The sequence below is a fragment of the Streptacidiphilus melanogenes genome, from assembly GCF_000787835.1.
Taxonomy (GTDB): Bacteria; Actinomycetota; Actinomycetes; order Streptomycetales; family Streptomycetaceae; genus Streptacidiphilus; species Streptacidiphilus melanogenes.
The window spans coordinates 105,298-126,562 of sequence record NZ_BBPP01000024.1; the positions used below are offsets into that span (position 1 = coordinate 105,298).

18 protein-coding genes and 1 riboswitch are annotated in these 21,265 nt (G+C 70.8%); of the genes, 4 read left to right on the forward strand and 14 right to left on the reverse strand.

All coding sequences use genetic code 11. From position 1 onward, the window contains the following. Window positions 1–78: 78 nt before the first annotated feature. The 3 genes from ligA to TR49_RS24070 are packed head-to-tail and all read right to left on the reverse strand — an operon-like array spanning window position 79 to window position 3,974. On the reverse strand, window positions 79–2,247 hold the full coding sequence (gene ligA, locus TR49_RS24060; protein WP_042385014.1) for an NAD-dependent DNA ligase LigA: 2,169 nt from the start codon (window positions 2,245–2,247) through the stop codon (window positions 79–81). A 21-nt stretch (window positions 2,248–2,268) separates the two neighbouring features. Further along, the gene (locus TR49_RS24065) at window positions 2,269–3,273 is read right to left on the reverse strand and encodes a methionine synthase (protein WP_268874112.1); all 1,005 of its coding nucleotides are present in this window, start codon (window positions 3,271–3,273) and stop codon (window positions 2,269–2,271) included. 11 nt (window positions 3,274–3,284) lie between these two features. Then, a complete protein-coding gene (locus tag TR49_RS24070; protein ID WP_042385016.1) occupies window positions 3,285–3,974 on the reverse strand; it encodes an SDR family oxidoreductase in 690 nt (229 codons plus the stop codon). A gap of 85 nt (window positions 3,975–4,059) precedes the next feature. Between TR49_RS24070 and TR49_RS24075 the strand changes: the two genes are divergently transcribed. Further along, window positions 4,060–5,937 (forward strand): NAD-binding protein, encoded by a 1,878-nt coding sequence (locus TR49_RS24075; RefSeq protein ID WP_052434588.1) that lies wholly within the window; start codon window positions 4,060–4,062, stop codon window positions 5,935–5,937. On the opposite strand, the gene TR49_RS24080 is transcribed toward TR49_RS24075, so the two are convergent. From TR49_RS24080 to TR49_RS24090, 3 genes are all read right to left on the reverse strand, one after another. Further along, window positions 5,880–6,446: an LOG family protein gene (locus TR49_RS24080; RefSeq protein ID WP_042385018.1), complete on the reverse strand. Its 567-nt coding sequence runs from the start codon at window positions 6,444–6,446 to the stop codon at window positions 5,880–5,882. The two genes, TR49_RS24075 and TR49_RS24080, sit on opposite strands and share 58 nt — an antisense overlap. A 35-nt stretch (window positions 6,447–6,481) precedes the next feature. Next, window positions 6,482–7,648 carry a tRNA 2-thiouridine(34) synthase MnmA gene (gene mnmA, locus TR49_RS24085; protein WP_042385020.1) on the reverse strand — a complete coding sequence of 389 codons (1,167 nt, stop codon included), beginning with the start codon at window positions 7,646–7,648 and terminating at the stop codon, window positions 6,482–6,484. Between the two features lie 167 nt (window positions 7,649–7,815). Beyond that, window positions 7,816–8,991 carry a cysteine desulfurase family protein gene (locus TR49_RS24090; protein ID WP_042385023.1) on the reverse strand — a complete coding sequence of 392 codons (1,176 nt, stop codon included), beginning with the start codon at window positions 8,989–8,991 and terminating at the stop codon, window positions 7,816–7,818. A 125-nt stretch (window positions 8,992–9,116) separates the two neighbouring features. Here TR49_RS24090 and TR49_RS24095 point away from each other — a divergent pair, with 125 nt between their 5' ends. Beyond that, complete coding sequence (locus tag TR49_RS24095) at window positions 9,117–9,863, forward strand: IclR family transcriptional regulator (RefSeq protein ID WP_042385026.1); 747 nt, start codon at window positions 9,117–9,119, stop codon at window positions 9,861–9,863. A 24-nt stretch (window positions 9,864–9,887) separates the two neighbouring features. On the opposite strand, the gene TR49_RS24100 is transcribed toward TR49_RS24095, so the two are convergent. The 8 genes from TR49_RS24100 to TR49_RS24135 all read right to left on the reverse strand — a co-directional run bounded on the left by TR49_RS24100 (window position 9,888) and on the right by TR49_RS24135 (window position 19,259). Then, window positions 9,888–10,547, reverse strand: coding sequence for a trimeric intracellular cation channel family protein (locus tag TR49_RS24100; protein WP_042385029.1), 660 nt, complete (start codon window positions 10,545–10,547; stop codon window positions 9,888–9,890). Window positions 10,548–10,605: 58 nt separating this feature from the next. Further along, the gene (locus TR49_RS24105) at window positions 10,606–11,928 is read right to left on the reverse strand and encodes an ABC transporter ATP-binding protein (protein WP_042385031.1); all 1,323 of its coding nucleotides are present in this window, start codon (window positions 11,926–11,928) and stop codon (window positions 10,606–10,608) included. A 30-nt stretch (window positions 11,929–11,958) separates the two neighbouring features. After that, window positions 11,959–13,059: an ABC transporter ATP-binding protein gene (locus tag TR49_RS24110; RefSeq protein WP_042385032.1), complete on the reverse strand. Its 1,101-nt coding sequence runs from the start codon at window positions 13,057–13,059 to the stop codon at window positions 11,959–11,961. After that, window positions 13,056–14,057, reverse strand: coding sequence for an ABC transporter permease (locus TR49_RS24115; protein ID WP_042385035.1), 1,002 nt, complete (start codon window positions 14,055–14,057; stop codon window positions 13,056–13,058). The genes TR49_RS24110 and TR49_RS24115 overlap by 4 nt, the downstream gene beginning before the upstream one ends. Window positions 14,058–14,189: 132 nt before the next feature. Then, window positions 14,190–15,956, reverse strand: coding sequence for an ABC transporter substrate-binding protein (locus TR49_RS24120; protein WP_042385038.1), 1,767 nt, complete (start codon window positions 15,954–15,956; stop codon window positions 14,190–14,192). Between the two features lie 112 nt (window positions 15,957–16,068). Beyond that, window positions 16,069–17,055: an ABC transporter permease gene (locus tag TR49_RS24125; protein WP_084725347.1), complete on the reverse strand. Its 987-nt coding sequence runs from the start codon at window positions 17,053–17,055 to the stop codon at window positions 16,069–16,071. Between the two features lie 568 nt (window positions 17,056–17,623). Then, window positions 17,624–18,364 (reverse strand): enhanced serine sensitivity protein SseB C-terminal domain-containing protein, encoded by a 741-nt coding sequence (locus TR49_RS24130; protein WP_042385041.1) that lies wholly within the window; start codon window positions 18,362–18,364, stop codon window positions 17,624–17,626. A 130-nt stretch (window positions 18,365–18,494) separates the two neighbouring features. Then, window positions 18,495–19,259, reverse strand: coding sequence for an enhanced serine sensitivity protein SseB C-terminal domain-containing protein (locus TR49_RS24135; RefSeq protein WP_042385100.1), 765 nt, complete (start codon window positions 19,257–19,259; stop codon window positions 18,495–18,497). A gap of 75 nt (window positions 19,260–19,334) precedes the next feature. Beyond that, window positions 19,335–19,442: riboswitch (glycine riboswitch) on the forward strand. A gap of 155 nt (window positions 19,443–19,597) precedes the next feature. Here TR49_RS24135 and gcvT point away from each other — a divergent pair. Beyond that, window positions 19,598–20,716 (forward strand): glycine cleavage system aminomethyltransferase GcvT, encoded by a 1,119-nt coding sequence (gene gcvT / locus TR49_RS24140; protein WP_042385043.1) that lies wholly within the window; start codon window positions 19,598–19,600, stop codon window positions 20,714–20,716. Between the two features lie 143 nt (window positions 20,717–20,859). Continuing rightward, window positions 20,860–21,237: a glycine cleavage system protein GcvH gene (gcvH, locus tag TR49_RS24145; protein WP_042385046.1), complete on the forward strand. Its 378-nt coding sequence runs from the start codon at window positions 20,860–20,862 to the stop codon at window positions 21,235–21,237. Window positions 21,238–21,265: the final 28 nt, after the last annotated feature.

Consider the following 21,265-nt stretch of genomic DNA (forward strand, 5'->3'; position numbering starts at 1 on the left):
CTCACCAGGCGACCCCGCGTCACCTGACACAGAGTCACCCGGTGTCGTGACGCCCGGAACTCCCCCGCTACTCGCGGGTCACTCCTCGACGGGCAGCGCGGCCGCGCGAGCCGCCTCCGGGCCCTGCTCCAGCAGGACGGCGAAGCCGGCGTCGTCCAGGATCGCCAGCTTCAACTGGACCGCCTTGTCGTACTTGGACCCCGGGTTGTCGCCGACAACGACGAAGTCGGTCTTCTTCGACACCGAGCCCGTCACCTTCGCGCCGCGCACCTGGAGCGCGTCCTTCGCCCCGTCACGGGTGTGGTCCGCGAGGGTGCCCGTCACCACGACCGTCAGCCCCTCCAGCGGCCGCGGACCGGAGTCCTCCTCGGACGTCTCGTCGACGAAGCGGACGCCTGCGGCGCGCCACTTCTCGATGATCTCCCGGTGCCAGTCCTCGGCGAACCAGTCGACGACGGCCTTGGCGATCGTCGGGCCGACGCCCTCGACCGCAGCCAACTCCTCCTCGCTCGCGTTCGCGATCCGGTCGAGGTCGCGGAACTCGCGGGCGAGCGCGACGGCCGCCACCGGCCCGACATGGCGGATCGAGAGGCCGGTCAGGATCCGGGAGAGCGGGCGCTGCTTGGCCGCTTCGAGATTCTCCAGCAGGGCGGTGGCCGTCTTCTTCGGCTCGCCCTTGAGATTGGCGAAGAAGGAGACAACCTTCTGCTCGCCCGTCTTCTCGTCGCGCTTGGGCAGGCCGGTGTCCTGGTCGCGGACGACGACCTTGATCGGCAGCAGCTTCTCGATGGTGAGGTCGAAGAGGTCGCCCTCGTTGAGGATCGGTGGCTCGGCGGGCTCCAGCGGCTGGGTCAGGGCGGTGGCCGCGACGTAGCCGAGGGCCTCGACGTCGAGGGACCTGCGACCCGCCAGATAGAAGATGCGTTCGCGCAGCTGCGCCGGGCAGGAGCGGGCGTTGGGGCAGCGCAGGTCGATGTCGCCCTCGGACATCGGCCGCAGCTCGGTGCCGCACTCGGGGCAGACGCTCGGCATGACGAACTCGCGCTCGGAGCCGTCGCGCAGGTCGACCACCGGCCCGAGCACCTCGGGGATGATCTCGCCCGCCTTGCGCAGCACCACGGTGTCGCCGATGAGGACGCCCTTGGCCTTGACCACGTCCTGGTTGTGCAGGGTCGCGTACTCGACCACCGAGCCCGCGACGTGGACCGGCTCCATCACCGCGTACGGCGTGCACCGGCCGGTCCGGCCGACGTTGACGCGGATGTCGAGCAGCTTGGTGTTGACCTCCTCCGGCGGGTACTTCCAGGCGATGGCCCAGCGGGGAGCGCGGGAGGTGGAGCCGAGGCGGCCCTGAAGGGCGATCTCGTCGACCTTGACGACCACGCCGTCGATCTCGTGCTCGACGCTGTGGCGCTGCTCGCCGTAGCGGGCGATGAAGGCCTTCACCCCGGAGAGGGAGTCGACGACCTCGTTGTGCTTGGCCGTCGGCAGGCCCCAGGCGTGCAGCAGCTCATAGGCGTGCGACTGGCAGTCGATGTCGAAGCCGCGCCGCGCCCCGATGCCGTGGACGATCATGTGGAGCGGGCGCCGAGCGGTGACGGCCGGATCCTTCTGGCGCAGCGAACCCGAGGCGGAGTTGCGCGGGTTGGCGTACGGAGCCTCACCGGCCGCGACACGCGCGGCGTTGAGCTCCTCGAAGGCCTCGATCGGGAAGTAGACCTCACCGCGGATCTCGACGAGCTCCGGGACCGGATGTCCCTGATCGCCCCGGAGCACGTGAGGGATCTCCTGGATCGTGCGGATGTTGGCGGTGATGTCCTCGCCGGTGCGGCCGTCGCCGCGCGTGGCGGCGCGGACCAGGCGGCCGTTCTCGTAGGTGAGGTTGACCGCCAGGCCGTCGATCTTGAGCTCGCACAGGTAGTGGAACTTCTGCCCGGCGAGCTCCTTCTCGACCCGGTCGGCCCAGGTGTCGAGCTCCTGGTCGGTGAAGGCGTTGTCCAGGCTGAGCAGCCGCTCCAGGTGCTCGACCTCGGTGAAGTCCGTCGAGTAGGTGCCGCCGACCTTCTGGGTCGGCGAGTCGGGGGTGCGCAGCTCCGGGTGGCGCTCCTCGATCGCCTCCAGCTCGTGCATCAGCCGGTCGAACTCGGCGTCGCTGACGGTGGGCGCGCTCTTCACGTAGTAGGCGAACCGGTGGTCCTCGATCTCCTGCGCGAGCTGCGCGTGCCGGACGCGGTCGTCCAACGCCACTGCAACTACCCCCTTTTGCACCTATTCGGGATTGTCGGCCAGGCTCTGCGCCGCGATGACGCTGTGTGACAGCGCCGTGCGCGCGTAGGCCGGGGACGCCCCCGCCAGGCCGCAGGTGGGGGTGACCACGACGGAGCGCGGCAGCAGCGCGGGGGCCAGGCCCAGGCGCCGCCACAACGTCCTCACACCGCTGACACTACCGGCCGGGTCTGACAATTTCCGGTCCGTGGAGGGCACGACACCGAGCAGGAAGACGGTGCCGCTCTCGACCCCTTCGCCGATCGCGTCGTCGTCACGCTCCGTCAGCAAGGATGCGTCCAGCGACACCGCCGAGGCGCCCGCGCGGCGCAGCAGTGGGATCGGGACCGAGGGGGCGCAGCTGTGGACGATCACCGGCGCGTCGACGCCGTCGATCACGGCCCGCAGGATCTCCTCCCCCACGCCGCGGTCCACCGCGCGCAGGCGCTGCCAGCCGCTGGCCGTCTTCACCTGGCCGGCCAGGACCGCCGGGAGGGACGGCTCGTCGAGCTGGAGCAGCAGCTGCGCGCCGGGGATGCGGCGGCGGACCTCGGCGAGGTGGAGCCGCAGTCCCTCGGTCAGCGAGGCGGCGACGTCGCGGACCGCGCCCGGGTCGGCGAGCGCCTTCTCACCGCGCGGGAGTTCCACCGAGGCGGCCAGCGTCCACGGGCCGACGGCCTGGACCTTCAGCGGGCCGGTGTGGTCCTGGGTGAACTCCTCCAGCGCGTCGAGGTCCTCACCGAGCCAGGAGTGGGCGCGGCGGGTGTCGCGCCCCGGGTGGTCGCCGAAGCGCCAGCCGGAGGGCTCGACGCGGGCGTACAGCTCGACCAGCAGGCCCAGGGTGCGGCCGATCATGTCGGCGCCGGGGCCGCGCGCGGGCAGCTCGGGGAGGTGCGGCAGCACCTCCAGCGAGCCGGTGACGGTCTTGGCCGCCTCACGGGCGTCCGTACCGGGCATGGAGCCGACGCCGGTCGCCCCCGGTCCGGCGAGCGCGGGGAACGTGCTCACAGCCTCTGTCGTCACCGGCCCGGCCGCACCGTCACGTCGGTGATCTCCGCGTCCCGCGGCAGGTCGATCGCGGTGAGCACGGCCTTGGCCACCGACTCGGGCGCGATCCACGCCTCCGCGTCGTACTCCCGGCCCTCCTGCGCGTGCACCTTGGCCTGCATCGGGGTGGCGGTGCGGCCCGGGTAGACGGTGGTGACCCGGACGCCGTTGCCGTGCTCCTCCTCACGCAGCGAGTCGGCGAGCGCGCGCAGGCCGAACTTGGACGCCGCGTAGACGCCCCACTCGGCATTGGCGCGCAGACCCGCGCCGGAGTTGACGAAGACCACGTGCCCCTGCGAGACGCGCAGCGTCGGCAGCAGCAGGCGGGTCAGCTCGGCCGGGGCGAGGAGGTTGACCGCGAAGGTCTCCTGCCAGACCTTCGGCGTCATGTCGCCGATCGTGCCCAGCTCGACCACGCCGGCGACGTGCAGCAGCGAGTCGATCCGGTCCGGCTGCGGCTGGTGGCTGAGCGCCCAGCTCAGCCGCTCCGGCTGGGCAAGGTCCCCGACCAGCGTGCGCGCGCCGGGGAAGCGCTCACGCAGCTCCGCCGCACGGCGGGCGTCCCGGGCGAGCAGCCACAGCTCCTCGCCTCGCTCGTCGAGCTTCGCGGCGACGGCCGCGCCGATGCCGGAGCCGGCTCCGGTGATCACATGCGTTCCCATGGGTTCATCAGTACCACGCCCGGGACCCCGCTCCGTGCGCCACCATGGTGATCATCAACGCTGGCGCGGGCGAGGGGCGGAGACGGTGCCGGACGGGACGGGGCGACACGAGGCCGAGGCGGACGACGTGACGCGGGGCGTGGAGGTCCGCGGGCACATGGTCGTGGTCGGCAACGACGCACTGACCCAGCGTCTCGCCGGGGACCTGGCGGGGCTCTACCAGGAGCGCGTGATCGTCGTCGTGCCCGAGCCGAAACAGGACCACGGGCCGCAACTGCTGGCACTGCACCAGGAGTCGGGCCCGATCAGCGTCATCGCCGGACGCCGCCCGGACGAGGCGACGCTGCGTCAGGCCGGCGTCGCCGACGCCGACGCGCTGGCGATCGTGCTCGACGACGACCAGGCCGTCACCGCCGCCGCGCTGACCGCGCGCAGCATCAACCCCCACGTGCGGCTGGCGCTGCGGGTCCACAGCAGCGCCCTCGGCAAGCGGCTGCGACGGCTGCTGGACCGTCCGGACGCGCCCACCACCGTGGCCTCCGCCTCGGAGACGGCCGCGCCGGCGCTGGTCTCCTCCGCGCTGCCGCATCAGGAGCAGGTGATCGCGGTCAACAACGGCACCTGCACCGTCGTCTCCAGGGATCTCCCGGAGGGCGCGGAGAGGCTGCTGCCGGGGCCGGACATCCCGATCGCGGTGCTCACCGAGGCCGAGGGCGTGCTGCTGCCCGATCCGGAGAGCTGGACTCCGCCGACGGACGAGCGGGTCACCGTGGTCCGCCTGCGTCACCACCAGGAGACCGCCGCTCCGAAGGGGCCGCCCGCCTGGTCCCGGATGATGGCGGTGATGCGCGCGTTCGTCTCGCGCAAACTGCAGGTGGCCGCGGCCGCGCTCTCGGTGGTGGTGGCCCTGCTGACCGTGCTCACCTGGCAGTTGACCGGCACCGACCTGGGGCGGTCGCTCTACCTGGTGCTGCTCGACCTCTCCTCGGCGGGCAACCCGGCCTTCGGCGAGCCGGTGGCCCGTCAGGTGCTGCAGATCGTCACCATGTTCACCGGGATGCTGATCCTCGGCCTGGTCGCCGCCATCGTGCTGGACAGCGTCGGCGCGGTCCGTCCCGCCGACGGCACGCGGCGGGTGCGGCGGACCCTGAACAACCACATTCTGCTGATCGGCATCGGCAGCGCCGGGACGGCGGTCGTCTCGCGGCTGGCGGACATGCGGCGACAGGTGGTCGTCGTCGAGCGCAACCCGAACGCCCGCAACCTCGCGGCCGTGCGGGCGCGCGGCGTCCCGGTCGTGCTCGGCGAGTTCACCAGCGACTCCGTCTGGCAGGCGGCGCGCGGCGACCGCGCGTCGGCGGTGATGGCGCTGACCAACAACGACAGCGCCAACCTGCAGGCGGTCCTCTTCGCCCGGGAGCGCCGCCCGGACGTGCCGGTCGTGCTGCGGCTCTTCGACGAGGGTTTCGCGAGGACCGTCTACAAGGCGCTGCGCGAGGCGCACCCCAACTCGCGCACCCGCAGCCGCAGCGTGTCCTACCTGGCCGCGCCCGCCTTCGCCGCGGCGATGATGGGCCGCCGGGTACTGGCCGCGATACCCGCGCGCCGGGAGATCCTGCTGCTGGCGGAGGTGACCGTGACCGAGGGCGACGCGCTGGCCGAACGGACCGTCACCGAGGCGTTCGAGCCCGGTGACTGGCGGGTCGTCGCGCTCCGCCCGGCTGGGCGCGGGCAGCACTTCGGCTGGAGCCCGGAGGCGACCCACCGGCTGCGCGCGGAGGACCGGGTGGTCGTGGTGGCCACCCGCGCCGGCCTCGGCCGGCTGCTGCGCCGCGCGGACGCGCCGCCGACGACGACCGGACTGCCCGAGCTTCCGGCCCAGACGGCGCAGACGGCCCGGACGGCTCAGGCGGAGGCGGGCACCGAGGCGTCGCCGGCGTCGTCCGCAGCTCCCTCGGCGTAGCGCAGGGCGGACTCGCCGTCGGGCGCGAAGCGCACCAGCTCGTCCAGCGTGCGGGGCAGGAAGCCCTCCTGCTCCATCCGCCGCAGCTGGGTGCGCATGCCGTCGTAGAAGCCCTCGGTGTCGAGCAGCACCACCGGCTTGTCGTGCAGGCCGTGCTTCTTCAGCTCCAGCACCTCGGTCACCTCGTCGAGCGTGCCCAGGCCGCCGACCAGCACGACGAGCGCGTCGGCACGCTCCAGCAGCTGCGCCTTGCGCTCGGCCAGGTTCGCCGTGGTCACCAGCTCGTCGGCCCCGGAGTACGCCTTGTGCGCCAGCATCTCGACGGAGATGCCGACCAGCTTGGCGCCCGCGGCCTTCGCCTCGTCGGCGACGATCCCCATCAGGCCGGCGAACGAGCCGCCCCAGACGAGCGTGTGACCGCGTTCGCCCAGCGCGCGGGCGAACTCGCGCGCGGGCACGGTGTAGCGCTCCTCGAGGGCGTTGGCGGAGCAGAAGACGGTGATGTTCACGCGGGTTCCCCCAGAGTGCGGAGTGACTCGAAGACTCAGAGCTGTGCGGCGGTGCTCTCGGCGGCCCGCTCGGTGGTGGCGATGGTCGCCGACCCGACGACGCGGGCGCCGTCGTAGAGCACGACCGCCTGCCCCGGCGCGATGCCCCGCAGCGGCTCGTCCAGGACGACACGCAGGCCGCCGTCCTCGGCCACCTCGGCGGTGACCGGCACCTGCTCGCCGTGCGCGCGGATCTGCGCGAGGTACCGCGCCGCCCCGTACGGCGGCTCTGCGCCGCACCAGCGCGGCTTCACGCCCGTCAGCGCGCTGATCTCCAGCGCCTCGGCCGGGCCGACGGTGACCCGGTTGTCGACCGGCGAGATGTCCAGCACGTAGCGCGGCTTGCCGTCGGCCGCCGGACGCCCGATGCGCAGGCCCTTGCGCTGCCCGATGGTGAAGCCGTAGGCGCCGCTGTGCTCGCCGACCACGGTCCCGTCGACGTCCACGATCTCGCCGGGCGCGGTGCCGAGGCGCTGCGCCAGGAACCCCTGGGTGTCGCCGTCCGCGATGAAACAGATGTCGTGGCTGTCCGGCTTCTTCGCCACGGCGAGGCCGCGGCGCTCGGCCTCGACGCGCACCTGGTCCTTGGTGGTGTCCCCCAGCGGGAACATGGCGTGCGCGAGCTGGGGCGCGGTGAGCACGCCGAGCACATAGGACTGGTCCTTGGCCGGGTCGACGGCCCGGTGCAGCTCGCGGCCGCGCTCGGGGTGGTCGATGATCCTGGCGTAGTGCCCGGTGCAGACGGCGTCGAAGCCGAGGGCGATCGCCTTGTCCAGCAGCGCCGCGAACTTGATCTTCTCGTTGCACCGCAGACACGGGTTGGGCGTCCGCCCGGCCGCGTACTCGGCGACGAAGTCGTCGATCACGTCCTCGCGGAAGCGCTCGGCGAGGTCCCAGACGTAGAAGGGGATGCCCAGCACGTCCGCGGCGCGGCGGGCGTCACGCGAGTCCTCCAGCGTGCAGCAGCCGCGGGCCCCGGTGCGGAAGCTCTGCGGGTTGCTCGCCAGCGCCAGATGCACCCCGGTGACCTCGTGCCCTTGTTCCACGGCCCGCGCGGCGGCGACGGCGGAGTCGACCCCGCCGGACATCGCCGCGAGCACGCGCAGCTTCCCGCCCGGCAGGGCGGAGGAATCGGGAGCGGGGGCGCCGGGGAAGTCAGACATAGTGCTTACAAGAGTACGGGGCTCCGGGATTCGCTCCCGCACGCAGTTGCACGGTCCGGGGGCGCGAGGAACTGCGCGAGAAGCCACTGGCGAGCGGTTGGTCCTCATCTCGAGCAGGTCCGTCCGCACCGGCTGTCTGCCCGCGCAGTTCCTCGCGCCCCCGGGGGCTACCTCGTGCCGGCCATGCGGGCGCGCTCCACGACGGGGCCGATCGCCTCGGCGAGGGCCTTCACGTCCGACTCCGTCGAGGTGTGGCCCAGGGAGAAGCGGAGTGACGCCCGGGCCAGCGCGGGCTCCGCGCCCATCGCCAGCAGGACATGGCTGGGCTGGGGGACGCCCGCCGAGCAGGCGGAGCCGGTCGAGCACTCGATGCCGCGGGCGTCGAGCAGCATCAGCAGGGCGTCGCCCTCGCAGCCCGGGAAGGAGAAGTGCGCGTTGGCCGCCAGGCGGCCGCGGCCGTCCGGCGTGGGGTCGCCGTTGAGGATCGCGTCCGGAACCGCCGCGCGGACCTCGCGGACCAGGGCGTCGCGCAGCGCGCCCACCTCGGCGGCGAACCGCGACTGTCGTCCCGCGGCGATCTCCCCGGCCGTGGCGAAGCCCGCGGTGGCGGGGACGTCGAGCGTGCCGCTGCGGACGTCGCGCTCCTGGCCGCCGCCGTGCAGCAACGGCACCGGGGACGCGCTGCGGGCCAGCACCAGCGCGCCGACGCCGTAGGGGCCGCCGACCTTGTGGCCCGTGACGGTCATCGCCGCGAGACCCGACTCCTCGAAGGAGAGCGGCAGCTGGCCGAAGGCCTGGACCGCGTCGGCGTGCATCGGGACGTCGAACTCGCGCGCGACCTCCGCGAGTTCGCGAACCGGCTGGACGGTGCCGACCTCGTTGTTGGCCCACATCACGGTGACCAGGGCGACGTCGTCCGGATCGGCGGCGATCGCCGCCCGCAGCACCTCGGGGTGCACCCGGCCGAGCGCGTCGACAGGGAGCCAGTCGACCCGCGCGCCCTCGTGCTGCTCCAGCCACAGCACGGCGTCCAGGACGGCGTGGTGCTCGACGGGGCTGCACAGGATGCGGCGGCGGGGCGGGTCCGCATCCCGGCGGGACCAGTACAGGCCCTTGACGGCGAGGTTGTCGGATTCGGTGCCCCCGGCGGTGAAGACGATCTCGCTGGGACGGGCGCCGAGCACCGAGGCCAGCGTCTCGCGGGACTCCTCCACGACCCGGCGCGCGCGGCGCCCGGCGGCGTGCAGGGACGAGGCGTTGCCGGTGCGACCGAGCTGCGCGGTCATCGCCTGGACCGCCTCGGGCAGCATCGGAGTCGTGGCGGCGTGATCGAGATATGGCATGGCCAACCAAGTCTATGGCCCGTCGCCCCGCCTCCTGCCCGAAGCTCCAGATTCCGAATGCGCATCATCCATTGCAGCCCGCGCAACGGCTTCCTAGGATCCGGCGCAGAGGTAAGGGGAACGTGATGTCGCAGTCGGTCGACCGGGCGCTGACGGTGCTGGCCTCGCTCGCGGACGGGCCGGCCTCGCTGGAGCAGGCGGCGGCCCGGATCGGGGTGCACAAGTCCACGGCGCTGCGCCTGTTGCGCACGCTGGAGGAGCACGGCTTCGTGCACCGCCAGGCGGACTTCCGCTACCGGCTGGGCGGAGGCCTGTTCTCGCTGGCGCAGACAGCCCTGGAGAGCATCGACGTGCGCGTGGTGGCGGCTCCGCACCTCGCCGCGCTGCACGCGGCCTGCGGGCACACCATCCATCTCGCCGTCTACGAGGACGGCGAGGCGACGTACGTCGACAAGCTGGAGAGCCGCTACCCCGTGCGGATCCACTCGCGGATCGGCAAGCGTGCGCCGCTGACCGCGACGGCGGTCGGCAAGGTGCTGCTCGCGGGCCTGCCGGAGGCCCGACGGATCGAGCTGGCACAGCGGTTGGAGTACCCCGCCTACACCCCGCGCTCGCTGCGCACCCCCGAGGCGCTGCTGGCCGAACTGGAGACGGTCCGCCGCCAGGGCTGGGGCATGGACCGCAGCGAGCACGAGGAGAACGTCAACTGCATCGCGGTGCCGATCCGCGGCATCGACGGCCGTGTGATCGCGGCCTGTTCGGTCTCCACGCCGGCGGTCGTGGCCCCGCTCAGCGCACTGCGCCGCCTGGTGCCGGACCTGATCGCCACCGCTGACGCGATATCGGGCGAGTACGGCGGCCGGAGCTCCTGAGGCCACCCGGAGGCCGGGTCGGTCCTACGCCTCGCCGGTGTTGGAACTGCCGCGGTGCCAGGCGCGCGGGGCGCGCCACTCGTAGCGTATGGCCAGCATGCGGGTGCCGAAGGCGAACAGCGCGGACGCGCTTCCGGTGACCGCGCCCAGCGAGTCCGTGGAGATCAGCAGGGCGGTCAGGGCGCTGCCGACGATGGCGGGCACGGCGTACAGCGAACGGTCCCAACGCAGCAGGGACGGTGTCTCGTTGGCGAGCACGTCACGGATGACGCCGCCACCGGCGGCGGTGATCGTGCCGAGGGCGATGGAGGCGACCACGCCGAGCCCGTAGTCGTGGGCCTTGGCGGTGCCGGTGACGCAGAACAGCCCGAGGCCGAGGGCGTCCAGGGTCTGCACCGTCCGGTTGATCCGCGCCACCTCGGGGTGCAGGAAGAAGACGACGACGGTCGCCACCAGCGGTGTGACGAAGTAGCCGGTGTCGGTGAAGGCGGCCGGCGGAATCGCGCCGATGATCAGGTCGCGGATGACTCCCCCGCCCAGCGCCGTCACCTCGGCCAGCACCGCGATGCCGAAGACGTCGAAGTTCTTGCGCACCGCCATCAGGCCGCCGGAGAGTGCGAAGACGAAGATGCCGGAGAGGTCGAGCACCTGCTCGACGTCGGGCGAGAAAAGCTGCGAGGTCACCCCGCATTTCTACAGGGAAATGCGGAATGACCTCGTGACGGGGGCGTGAGCCCTCGGCTCAGCTCTCCGTGTCGGCCTTCGGCGCGGCGCTCTCCTCGGAGGCCTCCTCGGAGGTCTCCTCCGCAGCAGCCTCCTCGGCGGCAGCCTCGTCCGTCGACTCCTCGGCGGCGGTCTCGGCAGCCTCGGCGGCCGGAGCGTCCTCGACCACGACGGCCTCCGCAGCCGTGGCCTCGGCCTTGTCGGCCTCCTTCTCCGCGGCGGCGGTCTCGGCGGCCTTCGCCACCGCGTCGCTCGCGGCCTGGGAGACGGTGATCGTCTCGGCCACGACGGCCGACGACGGCGCGTTCTCCGGGAAGTGGCAGGCCACCTGGTGGCCGGTCTTCAGCGCCACCAGCGGCGGCTCGACCTCGGCGCACTTGTCCGTCGCCTTCCAGCAGCGGGTGCGGAAGTGGCAGCCGGAGGGCGGGTTGACCGGGGAGGGCACGTCGCCGGTGAGCAGGATCCGACTGCTCTCGCCCTTGCGGGTCGGGTCCGGCACCGGCACCGCGGACATCAGCGCGTTGGTGTACGGGTGCATCGGCGACGCGTAGAGGGAGTCCCGGTCGGCGATCTCGACGATCTTGCCCAGGTACATCACCGCGACGCGGTCGGACACGTGGCGCACCACGGACAGGTCGTGGGCGATCACCACGTAGGTGAGGCCCAGCTCCTGCTGGAGGTCGTCCAGCAGGTTGACGACCTGCGCCTGGATCGACACGTCCAGCGCCGAGACCGGCTCGTCCGCGACGATCATCTTCGGCCGCAGGGCCAGCGCGCGGGCGATGCCGATGCGCTGACGCTGGCCGCCGGAGAACTCGTGCGGGTAGCGGTTGTAGTGCTCCGGGTTGAGACCACAGGTCTGGAGCAGGTCCTGGACCGCGGCCTTGATGCCGTTCTCGGTCTTGATGCCCTGCAGGCGGAACGGCGCCCCGACGATCGTGCCGACCGTGTGCCTCGGGTTGAGCGAGGAGTACGGGTCCTGGAAGATCATCTGGATGTCGCGCCGGAGCGGACGCATCTTGGCCGTGTTGAGGTGGGTGATGTCCACCCCCTCGAACGTGACCTTGCCGGAGGTGGGCTCCAGCAGACGGGTGATCAGTCGACCCATGGTCGACTTGCCGCAGCCGGACTCGCCCACGACGCCGAGGGTCTCGCCCTGGCGGACGTCGAAGGTCAGGCCGTCGACCGCCTGCACGGCGCCGACCTGACGCTGCAGCAGACCCTTCTTGATCGGGAAGTGCTTGACCAGGTCGGTCACCTGGAGCAGCGCCTGGCCCTCCGAGGCGGCCGGCGCCTTGGGCGCCGGGACGGTCGCGGTGGCCGTCGAGCTCTCTTCACTCATTGTCTCTTCGTCTCCTCGACTTGCTACCGGCTAGAGCCGGGGAGCGATCTCCTGGGTGAAGATCTGCTGACGGACCTCCAGGGGCATGTGACAGGCCGCCAGGTGGTTCTCGCCCACGTTGGTGAGCAGCGGCGTCTCGGTGGTGGACCTGCCCTCGGTGCGGTCCACGTAGGGGCAACGCGGGTGGAAGGCGCAGCCGCTCGGCAGGTTGATCAGCGACGGCGGGTTGCCCTTGACCGGGATGAGGCGGTCCTGGAGCTCGCGGTCGATGCGCGGCATCGAGCCGAGCAGACCCCAGGTGTAGGGGTGCTCCGGCTCGGTGAAGATCTTGTCCGCCGGCCCCTTCTCCACGCACTTGCCGCCGTACATCACCAGGATGTCGTCGGCGAGCTCGGCGACCACGCCGAGGTCGTGCGTGATGATGATGACCGAGGAGCCGAACTCCTTCTGCAGGTCCCGGATCAGGTCCAGGATCTGCGCCTGCACGGTCACGTCGAGCGCGGTGGTCGGCTCGTCCGCGATCAGCAGCGACGGGTCGTTGGCCAGCGCCATGGCGATCATGGCGCGCTGGCGCATACCGCCGGAGAACTCGTGCGGGTGCTGGTCCACGCGCTTGTCGGGCTGCGGGATGCCGACGCGGTCCAGCAGCTGGATCGCGTGCTCGCGCGCGGCCTTCTTCGAGACCTGCGGGTTGTGCTGGCGGTGGCCCTCGGTGATCTGCTGACCCACCGTGTAGTACGGGTGCATCGCGGTCAGCGGGTCCTGGAAGATCATCGCCATCTTCTGGCCGCGGAGCTTGCGCACCTCGTCCGGGTTGGCGTTGATGAGCTCCTGGCCGTCCAGCCAGATCTCACCGCTGATCTGCGGGCCGCGCTTCTTGCCGACATTGCGGTGCAGACCCATGATCGACAGCGAGGTCACCGACTTGCCGGAGCCGGACTCGCCCACGATGCCGAGGGTCTTGCCACGCTCGAGATCGAAGCTCAGGCCGTCCACGGACTTGACGATGCCGTCGTCCGTCGGGAAGTGGCAGCGCAGGTTGCGGACCGAAAGGAAGGAGGTCGGTGCGCCCGAGGACGAGGCCGACACGTCGATGACGGCCTCGGTCTTCGCGGAGTCGGACTTGGTCATGCGAGCCTCACTCGGGGGTCGACGGCCGCGTAGAGGAGGTCCACGATCAGGTTGGCCATCACGATGAAGAAGGCGGCGAACAGCGTCACGCCCATGATCATCGGCAGGTCGTTCTTCTGAATACCCTGCAGCGCCGCGTTGCCGAGGCCGTGCAGGTTGAAAACGGTCTCGGTGAGGACGGCCCCACCGATCAGACCACCGAGGTCCATACCGAAGACGGTGAGGATCGGGGTCATGGTCGACCGCATGGCGTGCTTGCCGATGACGATGCGCTCGGGCAGACCCTTGGCGCGCGCGGTGCGGATGTAGTCCTCGCCGAGGACGTCCAGCATCGTGGCGCGGGTCAGTCGGGCGTACGTGGCGGCGTACAGGAAGGCCAGGGTGATCCACGGAAGGATCAGGTTCTGCGCCCAGCCGACCGGATCCTGTGTGAGCGGCACGTAGCTCGGATCAGGTAGCCAGTTCAGTGTGTAACAGAACAGGTAGATCGAGAGCAGGCCGGTGAAGTAGATCGGCAGCGAGACACCGGCCAGCGCGGTCACCATGGTGACGCGGTCGCCGATGGAGCGTTTACGGAGCGCGGAGAGCGCACCGGTGCCCACCCCGAGGATCAGCCAGAGCACGGAGGCGCCGGCCGCCAGCGAGGCGGTGATGGGCAGGTCACTGGTCAGGTCGCCCCAGACCGGGTCCTCGTTCTGGACCGACAGGCCCAGGCAGGGGGCCGGGCAGTGCTCGACGCCGGTTCCGGTCGAGTAGTCCCGGCCGACCACGATGCCCTTGAGGTACAAGCCGTACTGCTCGTACAGCGGCTTGTCCAGGCCGAGCTTGACGCGCAGTCCCTCGACCGCCGCCGGGGTCGCGTTCTTCCCGACATAGAGGTAGACGGGGTCGGTGCCGGTGAGCTTCGGCACCATGAAGAAGATGCCAAAGGTGATCATCGAGACCACCAGCAGCATGACGACCACGTTCACGAGTCGTCGGACGATGTACAGGAGCACTGCGCTCGGCTGGCCGGGGGCGGCCGCCTCTCCCTGTAGGGAGCGGCGACCGCCCACAACCCGCCTTCACCTGCCCTTCGGTCTAGCTGTGCTTACAGGTGAGACGTCGGTTCTGCTGACGTCGGGGGAACGTCACTTGCCGTCGGAGGTGCCCAGGCTCGCAAAGTCGATCATGCCCAGCGCCTGCAGGAAGACGACGTTGGTCAGACGGGGGTTGCGGTAGTTGAGCGCCTGGTCGTAGACCACCGGCAGGTAGAGCGCCTGGTCCATGACCATGTGGTTGATCTGGGTGTAGTCAGCCGCGGCGGCCTTCGGGTCGGTCTCGGCGGCAGCCTTGTCGATCAGCGAGTTGATCTGCGGGTCGTTGATCTCGGAGAGGTTGTTGTTACCGTCCGCGAGGATCTGACGACCGTCGACCAGCATGCTCAGGAAGCCGGAGGCGGTCGGGTAGTCCGCGCCCCAGCCGAAGACCATCAGGCCGTAGCCCTTCTTGTGCACCACGGAGGGGGCACCGATGACCGAGGAGGACTGCGCACCGTCGTACTGGTCGATGGTGAGGTTGATGCCCACGGCCTTCAGCGAGGCCTGGAGCGCCTCGGCGGTCTTGACCTCCTTCGGCTTGTTGTTACGAGCCGCGATGGTCGTGCTGAAGCCGTTCGGCTGACCGCAGAGCGCCAGCTCCTGCTTCGCCTTGTCGACCTGGGCCTTGCCCGCGGCCAGGCCGTACGGGTCGTAGTTGTCGTGACCCAGGATGTTCGGCGGGAGCATGTTGGTGGCGATCGCACCGGCGGTCGGGCCACCACGGGCCGTCTGCAGGTCGGTCGGGTTCGCCGCGTACTCCACGGCCTTGCGGCAGTGGACGTTGTTGAACGGGGCGACCTTGGTGTCCATGGCGATGTAGCGGATGAAGCCGTTGGGGGCGTCGTCCGTGTTCGCCTTCAGCTGCGGGTTGGTCAGGATCTTGGCCTGAGCCGCAGTCTGGACACCGACCTGGCCGATGTCGAGGTCCGCCGTGCCGGCCAGCAGGCGGCTGTCCAGGTCGTCGGCGTTGGTGGTGATGGTGACGTTGATCGCGTCCGGCAGCGCCTTGCGGACCGGGTCGGTCGACTGGTCCCAGTTGGGGTTCCGGACGAACTTGATCGCCTGGTTCGGCGTGTACGACTGGATCATGTACGGGCCGGTCGCCAGCGGGGCCTTCTGGTAGTTGGCACCGGTGTCCTTGGCCTGCTCGACCGGGGTGGAGGCACCCATGGCCAGGTAGTACTCGAAGTCCGAGTTCGGCGCGGCCAGGTTGAACACGATGGTCTGCGGGTCCGGCGTCTGGACCGACTTCAGACCCATCTTGTTCGGGTCGGTGTCCTTGTACGGGCCGGGGTACTTCTGGCCCTCGTCGAGGATCTGCTGGAGGTAGACCGGGCCACCGGGCAGCACGTCCTGGGCGAAGTCACGCTCGATGCCGTACTTCACGTCCTTGGACGTGAGCGCGGCGCCGTCGCTGAACTTCAGGCCGGAGCGCAGCTTGAAGGTGTAGGTCTTGCCGCCGTTGCTGATCGTCGGCATCGCCGACGCCAGGTCGGGGGTGAGCTGCAGGCCCGCGGTGCCCGGCTGCGACGGGTAGGTCAGCAGGGTGCGCGCGTACAGGCGCTGCAGGTCCCACGCGAAGGCGTAGTACGAGCGGGTCGGGTCCAGCGAGTCGACGTCCTGGTTGGCCCAGAACTGAAGCGTGCCGCCCTTCTTGGTGGACGGGTTCACGATGCTGGTGACAGCGGCATTGAAGCTGGACTTGCCGGCAGCGTCGCTGCTGGAGCCAGTGCCCTTGGACCCGCCGCACGCGGACGCCGTCAGGGCGACGGCCCCGACCACGGCCACGGCCGCGAGGGCCCTGTTGCGGATAATCACTTGGTGTCAACCTCCATAAGATTCCGGGGCTGTGGGAGCCAGCCCCGGCGGCCGGATGGACGAGCCGCTGCCCTCCACCGGGTCCTGTTCCGGGCCACGTGGGCCCGGTGGTCTAGTTGCCCTTCGGGTCGAGCGCGTCGCGCAGCCCGTCGCCGAAGAGGTTGAAGCTCAGCACGGTGATGAAGATCGCCAGACCCGGGATGACCATGTACATCGGGTCGATGGTGAAGTAGGTGACCGCGTCGGAGAGCATCTGGCCCCAGGAGGGCGTCGGCGGCCGGACACCCACGCCGAGGAAGCTCAGGGCGGCCTCGTTCAGGATGTTCGTGGGGATCATCAGCGTCGTGTAGACCAGGATCGGCGCGATCAGGTTCGGCAGCAGCTCCTTGAGCAGGATGTAGATCCGGCCGGCGCCCAGGCTCCGCGCGGCCTCCACGAACTCGCGCTCACGCATGGAGAGGGTCTGGCCGCGGACGATGCGGCCGATGTACGGCCAGCCGAAGAAGCCGATCACGAAGATGAGCACGAAGATGCGCGGCGAGCTGCCGGAGAAACCGAAGACCTTGTCGGGCATGACCGACACCAGCGCGATGGAGAAGAGCAGCTGGGGGAAGGCCAGCAGCACGTCCATGGTGCGGCTGATGGCCGTGTCGACCCAGCCGCCGAGGAAGCCCGCGGCCATGCCGAGGAGCACACCGATGATGACCGCGAGCATCGCCGCACCGAAGGCGACGATCAGCGAGATCTGCGCGCCGTAGACGATGCGGCTGAAGATGTCGTGGCCGAAGACCGGGTCGACACCGAGCAGGAAGTTGCCGCTGATTCCGCCCAACGCCCCCTTGGGGGTGCCGAGGTTGGGGTCCAGCTGGTCGGTGTGGAGCTCGTCGGTCGGGTGCCCGAACAGCGAGGTCAGCACCGGCGCGAGGATGGCCACGAGGATCAGCAGCAGGACCACCAGCCCTCCGCCGAGGGCGACCTTGTCCTTCTTCAGACGGTCCCAGGCGATGCGCCCTGGCGACCTTCCGGTGATCTTTACGGGAGCCTGGTCAGCTGGAACTTCCAGTGTCGCGGTCCCGGAGTCGTGGAGTGGCGCAGTCATATGGAGAAGACCCCCAAGCCGGTGGTGACCGGCACACGGTGCCCGGCCGACCCGCCAGGACGCGCTCCGGGTAGAAGAGCGGGTCCAAGGACGCGGTCGCAGTTCACTAGTGGTGCCAAGTGCTGTGCGGAAAGCTGAAGTGCTTCGGTGCGGTGGTGCGTTGCTGCGGTGGTGCGGTGCTGCTGCGGGTGGTGCGGTGCCGCCTGACACGCGGTCAGGTGGTGCCTGGGTGGAAACGGTGTGGCTCCGCATGCAGGAGTCACCGATGACCCTTCCGGCGCGGGTGTGCCCGAGGAATCCGTCGGTGACGAGGCCGGACCGACCCCTGGCCGCCGCGGCTTGTTGCAGAACTCTTCATCAAGCCCGCGCTACCGGGAAAGACCCGTCGGGCAATGGTTTCCTAACCGTGACCTGCGCCGATGCAAAGCCGCAACCTGCGAATACGCCGATTCACGGAGGTCGGGGCGACACGGCGGGCGCCCGTGGGGCGCCTGGAACAACGCGCGTAGAAAGAATCTTCGCAGGTCAGGGGCTCAGATGACACCACTGAGGGAAGTGTCAGGACATGTCAGCCGCGTTCGTAAAACGGGGGCATCCGCAGCGTCATCCACGCCGCAACTTGGTCATAAGGATCGGCGAGCGCGACCGTCGAGATCGGAAGACCCTGCGGTGCATAGGGCAATGCCTGTCGCATCATTCGGTGGACCGATGCAACGGACGAATCGGACGAATCGGCAATATCAAGGCCAATGGCGACATAGGGTTCACCGCAGGATGGTTCAACCCAAGCCCTACGCAGAGAGGACACAACCGGAGTTTCGCTTGCGGCCACCAGGAGTTGGCGGAAGAACTCGGCCGTAGCCACCGGACTCCCCACCTCCTCGGGCACCGCCGGAGGCCGCGAGTCCACCGTCGACAGCACCAGCGGCCCGGCCGGCAGCCGGTCCAGTCCCCCGGCGATCCGGCGCAGGTCCGCCCAGGGAATGCCGACCCCGCCGCCGCTCTGATGCGGGTTCAGCCACAGTCCCCAGCGCTCCCGGTACAGCGCGGCGGCCACCTCGGCCCCCGAGGCCACCTGGTGATGCCGCGTCCACCCCGACGCGGCGAGTGCCTCCGCGGAGGTGACGCAGGGCGCGTACCCGTAGCCGTCGACCTCGAGGCTGCCGTACTGGGCGTCGGAGCCCCCCGGCGCCCCGTGCCACAGCAGCATCCACAGCTGGGAGCCGGCGACCGCGTGCAGCAGTGCCTCGTACTGCTCGTACTGGTCGCCACGACCGGGCACGAGCTCCCGCAGCGCGCTCTCGATCATTCTCAGTCCGCCCCCTCGACGTTCCCCGGCATGTCGAGCCTAGTGAGGACGGGGAGGGGAGAACCACCCGTCTCGTACTCGGGTGGAGCTGAGTAATAGACGCAGCCCCGCCGCGCGCCCCCGAGCGCCCTCACCGCGCGAAGAACGGCGCCACCGTGCTCAGCATCCACCGCGCCGCCGGGTCCTCGGTGACGGCGTCCAACAGGACGAGGGAGACCTCGCACGGCAGCGGGACCGCGCCGAGCGCGCGGCCCAGCGCCAGACCGACGGCCTGGTGGTCCTCCGGCTCGTAGCGGGCCAGCTGGACGCCGACGAACAGCTTGGCCTGGTCGTCCTCCACCTGCACGAAAGCGCGACGGGCCGTCAGCACGACCGGCAGCGCGGCCAGTTCGCCCGCCGCTGCGGCCAGGTAGTCGTAGGGCTCCTCGTGCGGCTCGGGCTCCCAGGCCGTCATCCGCACCCCCTCCTCGGCGGGGTCGCCGCAGAGGTCGGGCACGCCGGCCGCCGGGACGGGCAGACCGACCGCGCCCTCGGGGTTGACCGCGATGCCCACGCCCTGCGGCAGACCGCGGGCCAGCTCCTTGACGGGGGCGATGGCGTACGACATCTCCGGGCCGGCCACCGCGCGCAGCTGCGTTTCCGAGCTGAAGACGGGCACGAACGGCTGACCCGCGAGCTCGGTCGTGGGCAGGTCGAGGGTGACTCCGTCACGGGTCGGGCCGGCCGGCATCGGCACCCAGACATGGCTGCGGCTCAGCACCTCCATCACCCGCGGCGTCGCGCCCGGGTTCCCGACGGAGGCGGCGAGGGCCAGCTCCAGCTCGTTCTCCGGCCAGACCCCCGCCTGCAGCCCCGCCTGCAGCCCCTGATGCGGGACGCCCCCGTACTCGTGCACGCTGTCCTCCACCTGTTCGCCACAGCTGCGGCGTCATGCCATGATGAGCCCGTCCACAATCGCATATCGGCCGATCGAACCCGCGCGGGAGAGCTCGGCGACACCCCCTTCGTGGGATGTCCGCCGGCGCCGAAGGAGCAAGCCCTCCCCCGAATCTCTCAGGCACCACACCGCACGGGCGAGGCAGTTCTGGAAAGCGACCAGTCATCCTGGAGTACGGGGCTGGTCCACCCACGGTGCAAGCCGCTCGCGCGGTGAAGCTCTCAGGTTGCAGCGACAGACGGGGAGGGGCCCTGCAAGCCCCGCCGCAGCATGCCCTGATTGCTAGGAGATCACCGATGTCTCTTCGCCTGACCGCGCTGGACGCCGTCCACCGCGACCTCGGCGCCACCATGACCGACTTCGCCGGCTGGGACATGCCGCTGCGCTACGGCAGCGAGCGCGAGGAGCACAACGCCGTCCGCACCAAGGCGGGCCTCTTCGACCTCTCCCACATGGGCGAGATCACCGTCTCGGGCCCGCAGGCCGGCGAGATGCTGGACCACGCGCTGGTCGGCTTCGTCTCCGCGCTGGCCGTGAACAAGGCCCGCTACACCATGATCTGCGCCGCCGACGGCGGCATCCTGGACGACCTCATCGTCTACCGCACCGGCGAGGACGCGTTCATGGTCGTCGCCAACGCCTCCAATGCGCAGCTGGTCCTGGACGAGCTGACCGCCCGGGTCGACGGGTTCGACGCCACCGTCCGCGACGACCGCGACGCCTATGCGCTGATCGCCGTGCAGGGCCCCGACTCGCCCGCCATCCTCGGCTCGCTCACCGACGCCGACCTGCCGGGTCTGAAGTACTACACCTGCCTGCCCGCCACCGTGGCCGGCCGCCCGGCGCTGCTGGCGCGGACGGGTTACACCGGCGAGGACGGCTTCGAGCTGTTCGTCGCCCCCGGCGACGCCGTGGCCCTGTGGCAGGCGCTGACCGAGGCGGGCGCCTCGTACGGGCTGATCCCCTGCGGTCTCTCCTGCCGCGACACCCTGCGCCTGGAGGCCGGGATGCCGCTGTACGGGCACGAGCTGAACACCTCGCTCACCCCCTTCGACGCCGGTCTGGGCCGCGTGGTCCGCTTCGACAAGACGACGAGCGGCGGCGAGTTCGTCGGCCGCGCCGCGCTGGAGAAGGCGGCCGAGCAGGCCGCCGCCCACCCGCCGCGCGTCCTGGTCGGCCTGGTCTCCCCCGGCCGCCGCGTGCCGCGCGCCGAGATGAACGTCGTGGACGCCACGGGCACCGTGATCGGCTCGATCACCTCCGGCGCGCCCTCCCCGACGCTGGGCAAGCCGATCGCCATGGCCTACGTCGACGCCGCCCACGCCACGCCGGGCGCACAGGTCGCCGTGGACGTGCGCGGCACGCACGAGCCGGTCGAGGTCGTCGCCCTGCCGTTCTACAAGCGCGCGCGCTGATACTGGCGCCCCAGCCACCGATCCACAGAGCGCACGAAGGCGAGCGCGCCCGCCGGGCAGCGGGCGCTCCGCCTCGCCAGACTTGCCCAGGGGTCCTCGGCCCCCGTTTCGCCGTACCCACACCTCTCCGGGAGAATCGCGTCATGAGCAACCCCCAGCACCTCACGTACAGCAAGGAGCACGAGTGGCTGACGGCCACCGAGGACGGTGTGGCCACCGTGGGCATCACCGCCTTCGCCGCCGACGCCCTCGGTGACGTCGTCTACGTGGACCTGCCCGACGTCGGCCGCACCGTCGCCGCTGGCGAGACCGTGGGCGAGCTGGAGTCGACCAAGTCCGTGAGCGACCTCTACACCCCGGCTGCCGGCGAGGTCGTCGAGGTCAACCAGGCCGTCATCGACGACCCGGCGCTGGTCAACTCCGCTCCCTTCGAGGGCGGCTGGCTGTTCAAGCTCCGACTGGAGGGCGAGCCCGAGGGTCTCCTCTCCGCCGACGAGTACACCGCCCACACCGGCGGCTGACGACCGACCTCCGACCCGAGGGACCACA